General features: G+C 75.8%; 13 protein-coding genes. 8 read left to right on the top strand and 5 right to left on the bottom strand.

Features of this window, described 5'->3' with window-relative positions:
• Window positions 1–1,162: sulfite oxidase (locus ACWDCZ_RS35110; RefSeq protein ID WP_449817983.1), on the top strand; the 1,162-nt coding region annotated here is incomplete at its 5' end.
• Between the two features lie 62 nt (window positions 1,163–1,224).
• On the opposite strand, the gene ACWDCZ_RS35105 is transcribed toward ACWDCZ_RS35110, so the two are convergent.
• Window positions 1,225–1,875 (bottom strand): TetR/AcrR family transcriptional regulator, encoded by a 651-nt coding sequence (locus ACWDCZ_RS35105; RefSeq protein WP_063780393.1) that lies wholly within the window; start codon window positions 1,873–1,875, stop codon window positions 1,225–1,227.
• Window positions 1,876–1,987: 112 nt separating this feature from the next.
• Entirely contained in the window at window positions 1,988–2,896 is a 909-nt protein-coding gene (locus tag ACWDCZ_RS35100) for an acyl-CoA thioesterase (RefSeq protein ID WP_387969364.1), read from the bottom strand.
• Window positions 2,897–3,114: 218 nt separating this feature from the next.
• Between ACWDCZ_RS35100 and ACWDCZ_RS35095 the strand changes: the two genes are divergently transcribed.
• The gene (locus tag ACWDCZ_RS35095) at window positions 3,115–4,500 is read left to right on the top strand and encodes an SWIM zinc finger family protein (protein WP_449817982.1); all 1,386 of its coding nucleotides are present in this window, start codon (window positions 3,115–3,117) and stop codon (window positions 4,498–4,500) included.
• Window positions 4,497–7,217 (top strand): DUF7824 domain-containing protein, encoded by a 2,721-nt coding sequence (locus ACWDCZ_RS35090; RefSeq protein WP_449817981.1) that lies wholly within the window; start codon window positions 4,497–4,499, stop codon window positions 7,215–7,217. The genes ACWDCZ_RS35095 and ACWDCZ_RS35090 overlap by 4 nt, the downstream gene beginning before the upstream one ends.
• A gap of 28 nt (window positions 7,218–7,245) precedes the next feature.
• On the opposite strand, the gene ACWDCZ_RS35085 is transcribed toward ACWDCZ_RS35090, so the two are convergent.
• The 3 genes from ACWDCZ_RS35085 to ACWDCZ_RS35075 form a co-directional block, all read right to left on the bottom strand.
• Window positions 7,246–8,454 carry an MBL fold metallo-hydrolase gene (locus ACWDCZ_RS35085; protein WP_449817984.1) on the bottom strand — a complete coding sequence of 403 codons (1,209 nt, stop codon included), beginning with the start codon at window positions 8,452–8,454 and terminating at the stop codon, window positions 7,246–7,248.
• Window positions 8,455–8,805: 351 nt separating this feature from the next.
• Complete coding sequence (locus ACWDCZ_RS35080; RefSeq protein WP_049658840.1) at window positions 8,806–9,258, bottom strand: MaoC family dehydratase; 453 nt, start codon at window positions 9,256–9,258, stop codon at window positions 8,806–8,808.
• Between the two features lie 75 nt (window positions 9,259–9,333).
• Window positions 9,334–9,849: a pyridoxamine 5'-phosphate oxidase family protein gene (locus ACWDCZ_RS35075; protein WP_449817980.1), complete on the bottom strand. Its 516-nt coding sequence runs from the start codon at window positions 9,847–9,849 to the stop codon at window positions 9,334–9,336.
• A gap of 117 nt (window positions 9,850–9,966) precedes the next feature.
• On the opposite strand from ACWDCZ_RS35075, the gene ACWDCZ_RS35070 reads away from it, so the two are divergent.
• The 5 genes from ACWDCZ_RS35070 to ACWDCZ_RS35050 form a co-directional block, all read left to right on the top strand.
• A complete protein-coding gene (locus tag ACWDCZ_RS35070; RefSeq protein ID WP_449817979.1) occupies window positions 9,967–10,857 on the top strand; it encodes a hypothetical protein in 891 nt (296 codons plus the stop codon).
• Between the two features lie 137 nt (window positions 10,858–10,994).
• A complete protein-coding gene (locus ACWDCZ_RS35065; protein WP_143204635.1) occupies window positions 10,995–11,618 on the top strand; it encodes a hypothetical protein in 624 nt (207 codons plus the stop codon).
• Window positions 11,612–12,559 carry a hypothetical protein gene (locus tag ACWDCZ_RS35060; RefSeq protein WP_049658834.1) on the top strand — a complete coding sequence of 316 codons (948 nt, stop codon included), beginning with the start codon at window positions 11,612–11,614 and terminating at the stop codon, window positions 12,557–12,559. Before ACWDCZ_RS35065 ends, ACWDCZ_RS35060 begins: the two co-directional genes overlap by 7 nt.
• A gap of 100 nt (window positions 12,560–12,659) precedes the next feature.
• Entirely contained in the window at window positions 12,660–13,511 is an 852-nt protein-coding gene (locus ACWDCZ_RS35055) for an SAF domain-containing protein (RefSeq protein WP_449817978.1), read from the top strand.
• The coding region (locus ACWDCZ_RS35050; RefSeq protein ID WP_449817977.1) for a hypothetical protein at window positions 13,511–14,318 on the top strand (808 nt) is incomplete at its 3' end. The genes ACWDCZ_RS35055 and ACWDCZ_RS35050, both read left to right, overlap by 1 nt.

Genomic DNA, 14,318 nt, shown 5'->3' with positions numbered 1-14,318 from the left:
TTTCCGGGACCTCATCGGCAAGACGACCTGGGAACAGTTCCTCACCGCCGGTGCCCGGGACGTCAAACCGCTGCCCGCCGAGTGGTTCGTGCCGCACGGCACCAACGCGGAGACGCGCTGGGACACCTTCCGCGGCGCCGACGGCGGCGCCGCCATCGGCCGCCACGTGCCGGTGGAGCGGTTCTTCGTCCGCAACCACACCAGCACCCCGCTGATCGACCCGGACACCTGGAGCCTCAGGCTCTTCGGCAGCGGCCTGCGCGGCGCCCCGACGGCCGGGCGCCCGGTCGAGTTCGGCCTGGACGACCTGCGGGAGCTGCCGTCCACCCGGATCAGCGCGCTGATCGAGTGCGCCGGCAACGGCCGCAGCTACTACTCCGGCCAGCAGGGCCAGCCCGTCCCGGGCACGCCGTGGACGCTCGGCGGCGTCGGCTCGGCGAGCTGGCGGGGCGTCCGGCTGGCCGAGGTGCTGCGGGCCGCCGGGCTGACCGGGGCGGCGGTGGACGTGCTGCCCACCGGCTTGGACCCGGACTTCGTCGCCGGCGGCACCAACTACGGCCCGGTGCGCCGCCCGCTGCCGATCGCCAAGGCGCTGGACGACGTGCTGCTCGCGTACGAGATGAACGGCGAGCCGCTGACCCCGGACCACGGCGCCCCGGCCCGGCTGGTGGTGCCCGGCTGGGTGGGCATCGCCTCGATCAAGTGGGTGGGCAGCGTGGAGGTCGCCGACCACCCGCTGTACTCGCCGTGGAACACCGACTTCTACCGGATGTTCGGCCCGGACTACCCGCCCGGCGGGGGCGACCCGCTCACCGTCCAGGTGGTCAAGAGCGCCTTCGAGCTGGCCGCGGGAGCGCGGCTGGGGGCGAACCGCGAGCACCGGCTGCACGGGCGCTCGTGGTCCGGCGTGGCGGCGGTGCGCCGGGTCGAGGTCAGCACGGACGGCGGCCGGACCTGGCGGCGCGCCGAGCTGCGCGACGAGCCGCGGGCCGACGGCTGGACGCGCTGGAGCTTCGACTGGCGCCCCGGGCGGCCCGGCCCGTACGAGCTGCGCGCCCGCGCGACGGACCGCCGGGGGAACACCCAGCCCGAGCGGGCGCTGTTCAACCGGGAGGGCTACCTGTTCGGTGCCGTGGTGGCCCACCCGGTGACGGTGGTCTGAGCCGAGCGCCGGTCCGAGCCGCGCCAGGAGCCCCGGCGGCGGGGCCCGTGGCGCGGCGCGGCTCAGCCGGTGGACTGGACCTCGTACGGGGCCGGGTAGCGCGTCTCGTACGGGGTCAGCACCAGCCGCACCACGTCCTCCAGGCGCCGCCGGGCGTCCCCGAGGGTGGTGCGGCCGGTCACCCAGGCGGTCAGCTCGCCCTGCCAGGCGTGGGCCACGATGTGCCGCACCAGGTCGCTCGCGGCGGCCGGCACCTCGGCCGTCACCGCTTGCAGGGCGGTGCTGTCGGCCCGGGCCATGCCCTGTAGGGCCTCGCTGGCGAAGGGGTCGGTGGAGGCGGCCACGGCCACCCGTAGCCGGGCGAGTTCGGGCTGCCGCTGGTAGGCCCGCATCCCGCCCCGGACGAACCGGACGGCCCGGTCGGTGGCCCCGAGCCCGGCCCTCGGTCCGCGCAGCTCGGCCACCAGGTCGGCCAGCAGCAGGCGGTGCCATTCGGCGATCGCCGCAGCCAGGAGGTGGTCCTTGGAGGAGAAGTAGCGGTACGCCGTCCCCAGGGCGACTCCGGACCGCTCGCAGACTTGTTTCATCTGCATACGCTCGACGCCGATCTCGTTCACCAGGGCGAGCGCGGCCGCGATCAGGCTTTCGCGGCGTTCGAGCTGACGCGGAGACATCGCCTCCACCGGCCGTGGTGACAGGTCAACCTTGGTCACCCGCACCATGATACGGGCCGGGGCCGCTCAGGAGTATGACGCCGTCCGGCCCCCTTCCGTTCGTCCGGCGGTCACCGGGGTGCCGGAGGTGTGACGAGGGGGCCCTCGGGCGTCACGACGGGTCGCGGACCAGCGCCTCCTGGACGGCGGAGGCGACCAGCCGGCCGTCCAGGTCGTAGAACTCGCCGAGCGCCAGGCCCCGGCCGTCCGAGGAGGACGGGCTGCGCTGGGCGAACAGCAGCCACTCGTCGGCCCGGAAGGGGCGGTGGAACCACATCGCGTGGTCCAGCGAGGCCATCAGCAGCCGGGGCGGCTCGGTGCGCTGGAAGAAGTTCGACTGCACGTCCAGCCCGACGGTGGAGGCCAGGGTGAGGTCGGACAGGTAGGTGAGCGCGCCGGCGTGCAGCAGCGGGTCGCCGTCCGGCAGCGGGGAGGCGGTGCGCATCCAGACGAACTGCTGGAGCAGCCCGGGGACGGCCGGCGGCAGCCCCGGGGTGTCCGCCGGGACGAACCGCAGGTCGAGGTCGCGGAAGCCGCCGGACGCGGCGAAGCCCCGGCGGACCTCCTCGGGCAGGAGGGCGACGGCGTTCGGCAGCGACTCCGGGTGCGGCAGCGGCGGGATCCGGCGCTGGCGGTCGGCGGCCGGCTCGGGGTGCTTGAAGGAGACCGAGAGGGTGAAGATCTCGTTCCCCCGCTGGAGCGCCGTCACCCGGCGGGTGGTGTACGAGAGGCCCTCGCGGACCCGCTCGACCAGGTAGTCGATCGGGTGGCCCGGGGTGCCCGGCAGCAGGAAGTAGCCGTGTAGCGAGTGCACCGGGCGCTCGTCCTCGCAGGTGCGCCCGGCGGCGACGAGCGCCTGTGCGGCGACATGGCCGCCGAAGGCGCGCATCGGGGCGCCGGCGTGGCAGCAGCCCCGGAACGTGTTCTCGTCCAGCCGCTCGATCTCCAGCAGCTCGGCGAACGGGGCGGCCGGCACGGCGCGCCGCTCGGCCCGGACGTGCGGTTCGGTGAGGTCGGTCACGAGGCCATAGTGGCAGAAGCCAACCGTGTGGTGGTGTGACCTGGGTAACGCCGCCCGCGGGCTCGCGTGATGACATAGAACACGTTCCAGTCCGATCCCCGGCTCCGGCTCCGCGTCCGGCCGGGGCGGGGCCCTCCCAGTGCCCTCCCGGCGCCCTCGCGAGGCCGCCCCGCGGTCGTCCCGACGGATTGTCAGTGCCCTCACCTAGCGTGCTCGGCATGACGCAATCCGCACACGCGTACGCCTATCTGCGCCCGTCGGCCGTCCTGGACGGCGCCGACGGCCGGCACCTCGACCTGGCCACCTCCGGCGGCGCCACCCCGCTCGGCGCCGCCGCCAACCCGCGCTTCTTCGCGGGCTTCCTGGCCGATCCGGCGCCGGCCGCCGCCGCGCTGCTCGCGGTCGCGGACGTCGCCGCCGCGCGCTACTACCAGCCGCGGCTGCGCGCCTCGCTCGACCCGGTGGTCACCGCCAACGGGGACCGGCTGCGCTTCGAGTCCTTCTCGGGCTGCTGCGGCGTCTACGCCCGGCTCGACGTGCTCGGGGCCGGGCTCGACGGGGACGAGATCGGCCACGGCACCACCAACGTGGACGTCAACAACCCGCTGCGCGAGGCGCTGACCAGGATCGGCCCGGCCGACCCGCTGCACCTCGCGGTCGGGCCGGACGCGCTGGAGGTCACCACCTTCGACGGCCCGCTGGTCGAGAAGAAGGTGCCGCTGCCGGAGCGCTGGCTGCGCGGCTTCGCCGAGACCCAGGTGGTCGCCGCCGGTTTCGAACCGCGCGCCGAGCTGCCCGCCGCCGAGGCGGTGCGGTTCCTGCGCTCGCTGCCGCGCGGCGGGCGGGCCGGCGTCGGCTGGGTCGTCCCGGCCGGGAAGACGCTGCGGCCGACCACCCGGCCGGTGCCCGGCGCGGTCTGCCTGCCCGGGCCCGACCGGCTGGTGGCGCTCCAGCGGGTGCTGCGGCACGCGCTCGCCCTGCGGGTCTACGGGCCGGTCGCGGCCGGGGAGCCGACCGCCTCCGCCTGGGAGGCGGTGCTGCCCGGCATGCGGCTGACCCTGACGCTGTCGCCCAATGCCGCCCGGGGCTTCTCCGGCGAGGGCGGGGTGCTCGACGCGCTCGCCACCGGCACGGCCGAACAGGACGCCGAGCTGATCGCGGTGCTGCTCGCCTGGGAGCCCCGGATCGAGGTCGGGGACCTCGCCGCCCAGTCCGGGCTGAGCCCCGAGCGGGTCCGCGCCGCGCTCACCCGGCTGGGCACCGCCGGGCAGATCGGCTACGACACCGCCGAGGCCGCGTACTTCCACCGGCAGCTCCCGTACGACGCCGGGCGGGCCGAGGCGGCCAACCCCCGGCTGCGGGCCGCCCGGGCACTGGTCGAGGCGGGCGCCGTACGGCTGGAGGAGGGCGGGGCGACGGCCGTCGTCACGGTGGACGAGCACATCCAGCGGGTGCGGACGGACGAGTCGGGGCGGCTGAGCTGCACCTGCCTGTGGTGGGGCAAGTACCGGGGCGGACGCGGGCCGTGCAAGCACGCGCTCGCGGTCGGCATGGTGCGGGAGACGGCAGCCGGGGCGGCGGGGACGAAGGGGGCCGGAGCGTGAGCACGGTGGAGGGGGCCGACCGGCAGGGGCCGGTCGACGAACTGCTGACGACCGTCCGGTCCGGGCGGCTGGCACGGATACCGGAGCTGCTGGCCGGGCTGGACACGGCCCAGCGGCGGGCCGCCCTGACCGCGCTCAAGGCGCTGCGCAAGGAGCTGCGCCAGGAGTGGTCCCGGGAGGCGACCGAGACCAGGGGCCGCCTGCTGGTGGCCGGGGCCGGCTGCCACTCCGGCCCGGCCGCCGCCGCCACCTGGCTGGCCGGCAGCGACTTCGGCGTCCGCGACTGGGCCCGGAACTCCGTGCTGCACCAGGTCGTCGAGGCGCAGCCGGTGGAGTGGCAGGTCGAGGTGGTCACCCGGCTCGCCGTCCGGCCGGTGCGCAACCAGGGCTGGTCGATGTACCCGGTGATGGAGGCCGTGGTCCGGCGCACCGGCTGTGAGGTGCCGCGCGGCGAGACCTTCGTCCGGGGCTGGACGGACCGCGTGAGCGACTTCGGCAGCCGCGGCGCGCGTCCCACGCTGGCCGAGAAGCTGCGCCAGGACGCCTTCACCCCGGTGCTGCTGCCCGAGCTGCTCGAACTCGCGGACATCGGCTGGCAGCTGACGCACCGGCACAGCCCGCGCCCCGGCGACGTCTGGACCGAGGCGATCGGCGAACTGGTCGCGGCCGGCCTGGTCGACCGGGCCGAGCTGCTCGACCGCTGCCTGGCCCGGCTGCTGCGCGGCGGCAAGCCGGCCGACCAGCGGGCCCTCCTGGAGGTGCTGCGGGCGCTCGGCCCGACACCGGCCGAGTACGCGGCCCGGGTGCGCGACCTGGTGGCGCTGCTGGACGGCCAGTCGGTGCTCGCCGGGCACGCCCAGGAGGTGCTCGCCGGGCTGGACGAGGCCGGCCTGATCGAGCCCGAGGTGCTCGTCGAGGCCTCGGCGGTGGTGCTGTTCCGGACCGAGAAGAAGCTGGTCCGCGCCCAGCTGGCCTGGCTGGACAAGGCCGCCCGGCGCGCGCCCGGGCGCTCCGGCCCGGTGGTGCTGGCCGCGGCCGAGGCCTTCGGGCACCCCGACGCGGCCCTCCAGGAACGGGCGCTGAACGTGGTGGCCCGGCACCTCAAGGCGGCGGGGGAGGCGGTGGTGGCGGAGCTGCGGACCGCCGCCGAGGGGCTGAACCCGGCCCACCACCAGCGCGCGGGCGACCTGCTCGGCGCGCCGGTCGGCGGCGACGGGGACGACCCGGACACCGGGTGGAACGCCCTCCTCCCGCCGGCCCCCGAACCGCGCCCGCTCGGTGCCCCGATCGGCTCGGCGGTGGAACTCGCGGAGGAGATGTCCGCCCTGCTCGCCTCGCAGGAGCCCGCCGTGGCGGACTTCGAGCGGGTGCTGGACGGGCTGGTCCGGCTCACCCGCCTGGACCGGAAGGCGCTGGCCGAGGCGGTGGAGCCGGTCCGCCGGGTGCACCCGTGGCGCGGCACCAACAGCGTGGGCGACTGCACGCCCCGGGAGATCCTCTACGTGGTGGCCGCGGTGGCCGGGGAGACGCCGCCGTGGAAGGTCTGGGACTACCTCGGCCGCAAGGGCCGCTCCGTGCTGCGCGGAGCGCACACCACCGTGCCCGGGGCCGTCCTCGCCGCCCGCCTGGAGGAGGCCGCCTGGCAGGTCCACCACGCCGGGCTGCCGTACCTGCTCGCCACCCCGACCGACGCCACCGGCGCACTGGACGCGGCCGAACTGGTCGAGCGGCTCGCCGGGTACGAGGCGGCGGGCGTCAAACCGGGGAAGGCCGACCTGTCCCAGGCCCTGCTGCGGGTCGACGTGCGGGCCCAGGAGGCGGTGCTGAAGGCCGCCGAGGCGCTCACCTCCCCGGCCGGGCGGTGGCTGGCGCACTGGCTGCGCACCGGCGGCCTGCCCGGGCAGCCCTCCGAGCGGGTGGTGTTCGCGCCCGGCAAGGGGGTGCGGCACACCAACGTGCACGGGGACCGCTGGTGGGAGGAGGTCGAGCGGATCGCCGTCGCCCAGCCGGGCATCGGCGCCGGACCGAAGGGGCCGGGCGGCGAGCGGCTCCCGGCCGAGCCGCGGGCCCTGCTGGACGGCACCGAGCCCAGCGTCGCCCGGGCCCGCACGGTGTACGGCTGGACGTGGCGGCCCGTCGCGCACTGGTTCGCGATGCTCCCCTGGCACCGGGAGGAGCTGGCCGCGCGCTGGCTCGACCCCTTCGCCGGGGGCGCCGACCAGGACGAGCGCGGCGCCGCCCGCTACCTCCCGCTGCTCGCCGAGGCCGGCGGCCCGGCCGGGCTCGCGCTGCACCTCGCGCTGGCGTACGGCCTGGGCTCCCGGCACGCCGAGGACCGGACGGCGGCGGTGGACGCCCTGCTGGTGCTCGCCGCGCGCGGCGAGCTGGACGGCGCGCTGCTCGGCCGCGAGCTCGGCGCCCTGGTGGCCTGCGGCACGGTGATGGCCGGCCGGCTGGGGGCGGCGCTCACCACGGCGGCGGAGACCGGCGCCCGGGCGACGGTCTGGTCGGTGCTCGGGGCGGCCCTGCCGGTCCTGCTGGGCGAGGCCGACCAGTCGGCGCGCGGGCTGGGCGACCTGATCGCGCTGGCCGCCGACTGCGCCCGGCGCACCGGGGCCCGCGGGCCGGTCGCCGAGGTGACAGCGGCGGCCGAACGCGGAGGCTCGGGCCGGGTGGTCAAGGAGGCCCGGGCGCTGCGGGACGTCCTCGCGGGCTGAGGGGGCGGCGCGGGCCGGGTGGCGGCTTTCAGCGAACAGATTTTGAAATCTGTTCACTGAAAGCCGTCGTCGTTTCGCGCGCCCCGGCCGCCCCCGGGTCGGCCACCGCCTCCTCCGGCCGCTCGCCGACCAGCTGCGGGACGCCGTGCGGGCCGGCGGCGACGGCGCGCCACCACAGCCGCAGGGCGGGCGGGGCGGCCGGTTCGAAGGGCTTGCCGGGGCGGGGCACCGCGAGCCGGGCGCCGAGCGTCTGGGCGGCGGTGACCACCCGCTCGGCGGGCTCCTCCCAGGGGTGCGGCGCGAGGTTGAAGGTGCACCAGTGGATCGGCAGCAGCAGCTCGCCGCCCAGGTCCAGGTGCGCCCGCACGCCCTCCTCGGGGGTCATGTGCACCTCGGGCCAGAAGTCGCTGTACGCGCCGACCTGCATCATCGTCGCGTCGAACGGGCCGAGCCGGCGGCCGATCTCGGCGAAGCCGGGGAAGTAGCCGGTGTCCCCGCTGTGGAAGATCCGCCGTCCGCCGCCGGCCACCACCCAGGACGCCCACAGGAACAGCGTGCTGGTCCGCGGCCCGCGGCTGCAGTAGTGGCGGGCCGGCGTGGCGGTCAGGGTCAGCCCGGCGACCTCGGCCGACTCCCACCAGTCCAGTTCGACGATCCGCTCGGCCGGTACGCCCCAGTGCTCCAGGTGCGCCCCGACCCCGAGCGGGACGGCGAACGCCGCGCCCGTCCCGATCAGCGCCCGGACGGTGCCCATGTCGAGGTGGTCGTAGTGGTCGTGGGAGATCACGACCACGTCCACCGGCCCGAGTTCGGACAGCGGCAGCGGCACCGGGTGCAGCCGCTTGGGGCCGGTCCAGGAGAAGGGGGAGCAGCGCTCTCCCCAGACCGGGTCGAGCAGCACCCGCCGTCCGTCGATCTCGGCCAGGACCGTGGCGTGCCCCAGCCAGGTCAGCCGCAGCCCGGACCGGGGCGGCGCGGCCAGGTCGACGGGGAGGAGCCGGTGCACCGGGACGGCGGCGGTCGGCGTCCGGCGGGTCTTGTCCCCGGTCAGCTGGGCCCGGGGGATCTCCAGCGGGCTGCGCTCGTACACCAGGCGGCGGGTCGGCACCGGGTTGCGGAAGGCGCCGTCGGCGAAGTGCGGGGAGCGGCGGATGCGGGCCAGCCGTTCGCCCCGGGGCTCGGCGCCGAAGGCGTCGGTCCGGATCCGGTGCCAGGCGGACCGGGGCAGTCCGGCCAGCCCGGGGACGGCGCGCTCGGCCGCGGGGCCGGCGGACGGCGGGGCGAGCTGCGACGTCAGACCGGCGAGGCGGGAGAACCACGGGGCGGGGCGGGGCACGGCTCCTCCAGGGACGGTCACGGCTACCGGGCGTGCCGGGGCGCGCAGCACAGCGGCGGGTGGGGCTGCTGCGATACGACAACCATCTCGTCGGAGATTACTCGCCGTGGGCCGTCCGGACCTGGTGGAGAGCCCCGCGCGGTCCAATCGGCGTACCCGGGGAGGGCGGCCCGGGCCGGTGCCCGGGTTCGGCCCGGCGCGGGCCCGCGCCGAGTGGAGCGCGGGTCCGAGCGCCCGTCGGTCCGCCCTCCGTCAGGCGTAGAAGCGGGTGATCGTCTCCGCGACGCAGTGCGGCTTGGCGCTCCGCTCACTGGTCACGGTGAACCGCACCACCGCCTGGACCCCGCCCGGCACCTCGGTCGCCGAGAGCAGCTCGGCGGTGGCCCGGACCGCCGTGCCCACCGGTACCGGCGCGGGGAAGCGCACCTTGTCGGAGCCGTAGTTCAGCGCCATCCGCACGCCTTCGACGGCGTAGCACTCCTTCGCCAGCACCGGGATCATCGACTGGGTCAGGTAGCCGTGCGCGATGGTCGAGCCGAACTGGCTTTCCCTGGCCCGCTCCGGGTCCACGTGGATCCACTGGTGGTCACCGGTCGCCTCGGCGAACAGGTCGATCTGCCGCTGCTCGATGGTGTGCCACTGGCTGGTGCCCAGCTCGGTGCCGACGGCGGCGGTCAGCTCGGCGAGGGAGGCGAAGGTCGTCACGGTGCGCTCCTGGTGGGGGACGGACCCGGGGAGGGATCAGGACGCCGGAAGCGTATGCCTACCCATCGGTATCTGTCAGGAGCCGAGCGGGAAACCGGTGTTCACGGGGGCGGTCCTCACGGGCCCCGCGCTCGTCGGCCCCGCGCCCGTCGGCCGTCGCGTCTGGCGCCCCGGGGCGCCCGGTCCGGTCGGGAACAGCCGGCGGCCGCTCACCAGCTCCGGCACCAGCGCCACGAACAGCGGCTCCGGATCGCCCACCCACGGCCGCAGGCCGGAGCGCAGCACCCGCCTGACCTGCTCGGGGTCGCTCACCACGTCGGCCCGCCCGTGCACCAGTACGCTCCACCCGGTGCGGGTGACCGGGTCCAGCAGATCCGCCTGGAAGGCCACCACCGTGCCGTCCAGCCCGCGCGCGGTGGCACTTCCCCGGCGTACGGCGAGCACCAGCCGCCCGTCCAGGACCTCGAAGGAGACCGGCAGGACGGCCGGCAGCGCGTGCTCGGTGTACACCACGCGCCCGACGGGCACGGTGCTGAGCAGCCGCAGGCACTCGGCCTCGCTCAGGGTCTCCACACGGTCCTCACGCTCCATGCGTCCGATCGTCCTCGGTCGGTGCCCGCATCGATAGGGCCCATGGTCCCTGAGCGGACGGGCCGGGAGCCCCGTCGGCGGCCGTCCGGGGCGGTAGCCTGCCCGGCGGGTGGAGAAATGGTGCAGGAGGGGGACGGCCGGATGGCGGGCGGGGTCGATCTGGTGGTGATCGGGGCGGACGGCGGGCCCGACCGGGCCTTCGGGGGTGCGGCGCTCGCGCCGGACGGTGCCCGGCTGCTCGCCGAGGTGCTGCCCGGGATGTGCTTCGACACCGGCGCGGCCGGCTGCCGGGTCACCACGGTGCCGCCGGACGCGGACGCCAACGCGATGCTCACCGCCGTCCGGGACGCCGCCCTGCACCCCGGCCGCTGGCTGCTGGTCTGCCTGGTCGGCCAGCTGGTGGCCGATCCGCGGGGCCGCCGGCTCGCCCTGGTCACCGCCGGCAGCACCGCCGACAACGCCTACCGCCGGGGCCTGGCCTGGGACTGGTTGGTCAGCGCGATGGTGCACGGGGACCAGGAGGAGGCGCTGCTGCTGGTCGACGCGGCGGTCGACCGGGACGCCTGGGCGGCGCTGGAGCGCGGCGAGGACGGCGCGGGCGAACTGCTGAGCTACTCGAGGGTCCCGCTGTGGGGCCGGATCGGCCGCTACAGCCCGGGCAGCCGCTACGCCCCGGGCAGACGCGGCCGGGACGCCGTCCTGCCGGGCGGGGAGGGTTCGTTCAGCCGGGCCCTGACCACCGTCCTGCGCGAGGGCGTCCCGGGTGCCCCCGCGGCCGTCTCCCCGCTCGATCTCCAGCCGGCCGTGGCCGCGCTGACGGACGGCGGGGAACCGGCCGGTAGTTCGGGTGCGCCTGGCGCGCGCCTGCTCGTTCCGCCGCACGCCGGGCGGCTCCTGATGCGCAATCGGGCCGCGGTTCGGGGCGCATTGGCCGGATTGTCGCTTTCCGAAGAACTGTTGGCCGTTCTGTGGCGGGAAAGTGCCCCGACGGAACCGCCTTCCGCGTAAGGTCAGGGGGCCTGAGGTGTTGCCGTGATGGGGTGGGTTGGCGAAGAATCGATCCCCAGCGGAAACACCGGTGGGACGGCGGAATTCTCCTGGCGGCCGTGGATCACGGATCAGGTCGGTCGCAATGAGGTGGGGCCATGCGGCAGCGCGGAAATGTGTTGCGCCCTGGGGCGGTTGGGGTCGGTGGGGCGGTTCTGGTGTTGCTGCTCGGTGCTTGTGCGGGCGGTGGTGCGGGCGGTTCCGTCGATCGCATCGGGTCGGCCGCGCCCACCGTCGCGGGAGTGAACCCGCTAACTCCTTCGAGTGGTTCGGCAAACGATTCGATCGCGCCGACCAGCGGTCCGGAAGGGGCCATGGCACGGCTGGCCCTGAAGGCGTATCAGGACTGGTGGCAGGCCCAGGCCGAGACGTTCGGGCGGTCGGATTCGGACGGTTACGGACTGGAGCAGTACTCCTCCGGTCGGGCGCTGTCCGACAGCCTGGTCAGCCTCCGGCAACTGCGCGACGCCAAAGTGGTGATGACCGGAACGCCGCGCAATTCCGCGGTGGTCAAGACCGTCGACCTGAAAGCCGATCCGCAGACCGCCGTGATCGAGGACTGCGTCGACCTGTCCGGCTGGCACCGCGTCGATGCCGTCACCGGGGCCGCCAAGGATCCCGGAGCACGCCTGAACCGGTACGTCGGAACCGCTTCCCTGCGCTGGTTCCAAGCACATTGGTTGATCTACGACTTCAAACGGGAGGTGGATCGGACATGCTGAACGCGCGGAAACCGGCCCGGCGAATCTCGGTCGTCGCGTCGATGTCGGCCGGGTTGCTGCTGTCCTCGGCGGTGGGTGCGACCGCGGACGAACCGCCGAGCGGCGGGGCCGAGCAGTGCTACCCGAACGTGATCTGCGTGGACGTCAATTCCGGGGGGACGACCACGACACCCGGTGGATCGAAGCCCGGCGGTGGCGGCGGTTCGGGCACCGGCCCGCAGCTGTGCAGCTACCACGACGTCCCCTGGGCCTGCCACGACCCCCAGTTGGGCTGGTTCAGCAGCGACAAGGGCTGCTACTTCCGCCCGCTGGACAACCCGCCGGCCGCCGGCGACCCGGCCTGGGGCGGCCACGACCCGAAGGACGGCTCGCTCTACACGAAGGTCTGCCCGCAGACCGACGGGGGCCTGGGCGGCGCCGAGGTCGTCTTCGAGCCCACCTCGCCGGACGGGCAGAACGTCAACGCGGAGGCCACGGCCATCCAGACCGCCTACGACCGGGTCCGCTTCCGGCCCCCGGTGGGCCGGGCCGCGCCCCAGAAAACGGCGGTGGTCAACGCCCCGGTCTGGCTCTGGGCGGACGATGCCGCGCTGCCCGCACCGGGCAACGCGTCGGTCGCGGGCATCTCGGTCACCGTCACGCCCCGGCTGGTGAAGGCGGACTGGAGCTTCGGCGACCACCTCCAGACCTCCTGCACCACGCCCGGCACGCCGTACGTCCCCGCGTACGGCGACGCGAAGTCCCCGGACTGCGGCTACGAGTTCAGGACCAGCTCGGCCCGTGAGAAGAACGGCGTCTTCAGCGCCACGGTGACGATGCACTGGGAGGCCGCCGTGGTGGTCACCGGCGGGCCGAACCCGCGGAAGTTCACCATTCCGGGCATCAACCAGAGCAGCAAGCCCTTCGAGCTCAAGGTCGCCGAGATGCAGGTGCTCAACTGAGCGCGCCGGCGCGGCGATCCGCGCACTGACCAGCCAGAAGAGCCAGACCGGCCGGACGAGCCGGACGAGCCAGAGACGAACGAGGGAAGGGCGGAACCCGGTGGAGAACCGTACGTTCGCGACGCCGGGATCCGGCACCTCCGCGGGCGCGGCGGCGTCCGTGGCACTCCCGGAGCAGCTGGAGCAGGGCGGCCCGGGCAAGGGCCGGGGTCTGCCGCACGCGCCCGGGCGGACCATGCGGGCGCGGCGGCGGCGCCCGGCGGTGCTGGCGATGGCGGTCGCGCTGATCGCGGCCGGCGGGCTGGGCGGGGCCGTCCTCTACAACAGCACCGGCCAGCGGGTCGCGGTGCTGGCGCTGGCCCGGGACGTGCCGTGGGGGCAGGTGATCACCGAGGACGACCTGGTGGTCGCCCGGATCGCGGGGGACCCGGCGCTGCACCCGCTGGCGGCCCAGGACCGGACGAAGGCGGTCGGCATGCGGGCCGCCACCGACCTCAAGCGCGGCGCGATGCTCACCGGGGCCGACCTCGCGCAGGGGCTGTCGGTGCAGCCCGGGCAGATCGTGGTCGGGGTGTCGGCCAAGCGCAGCCAGCTGCCCGCCAGCCGGCTCCAGCCCGGCGTGCAGCTGGTCGTCGTCTTCACCCCCGACAACGGCCGGGCCGACTCGCTGCCCGCCACGGTGATCACCGTCGGCCGGGTGGACACCGACGGCAGCCAGGTGATCGACGTGGCGGTCGGCACCGCGGACGGGCCCCGGCTGGCGCAGTGGGTGGCGAGCGGGCGGATCCAGGTGCTGCTCGCGCCGCGCGGCGGGGCGGCGGGCGGCGCCGCGCCGAACCCGGCGCCGAGCGGTGCGCCCTCGGCTGCCCCCGCCCCCGCCGCTCCTACCCCCGGGGCGACCACGCCGGGTGCCGCCACGTCCGGGGGACCGGCCGCGACGGGCGGCGCCTGATGGCCGTGATCGCGGTGGTCGGCGGCCCGGGCGCACCGGGAGCCACCACCGCCGCCCTGGCACTGCTGCTGTCCTGGCCGCTGCCGCCCGGTCGGCGGATCCTGCTGGTCGAGGCCGACCCGGACGGCGGCGCGGTGCTCGCCGGCGCCCTGGAGGGCCGGGTCGAGGCGGTGTACGGGCTGCGCAACCTGGCCGTCGCCGACCGGCGCGGGCTGCTCGCGCAGACCATCTGGGAGCAGCTGATCGACCTCTCGCCCGAGGGCAACGCCGAACGGCTGCTGCTGCCCGGGCTGACCGACCCCACCCAGGCGCCCGGCCTCGCCTACACCTGGGAGCCGCTCGCCGAACTGCTGCACGGCGTGGAACAGCAGGGCTACGACGTCATCGTGGACCTCGGCCGCTCCGGCGCCACCGGCCACAGCGCGGTGCTGGCCCGCCGCGCCGACGCGGTGGTGGCGACCGTGCGCACCACGCTGCGCGGGCTGAGCGCGGTCCGGCCCCGGCTCGCCGCCCTGACCGAGGACCTGGCCGCCGCCGGCACCGGCGCGGACGCGCTCGGGCTGCTGCTGGTCGCCGAGGGGCCGTACGCCCGGGCGGAGGTGACCCGGGAGCTCGGGCTGCCGGTGCTCGGGGTGCTGCCGCACGCCCCCCGGACGGCGAAGGTGCTCTCCGACGGCGGGGACACCACCGACCGGCGGTTCATCCGCTCGGAGCTGATGCGCACGGCGCGCTCGGCGGCGGACGAGGTGCAGCTGCTGGTCCGCCGCCGGCGCCAGCGGCTCGCGCCGGGCGCGGCGCCCGCTCAGC

Source organism: Kitasatospora sp. NPDC001225 (genome assembly GCF_053597855.1).
Note: the sequence above shows the minus strand (reverse complement) of the source record. Positions and strands in the feature narration are given on the sequence as shown.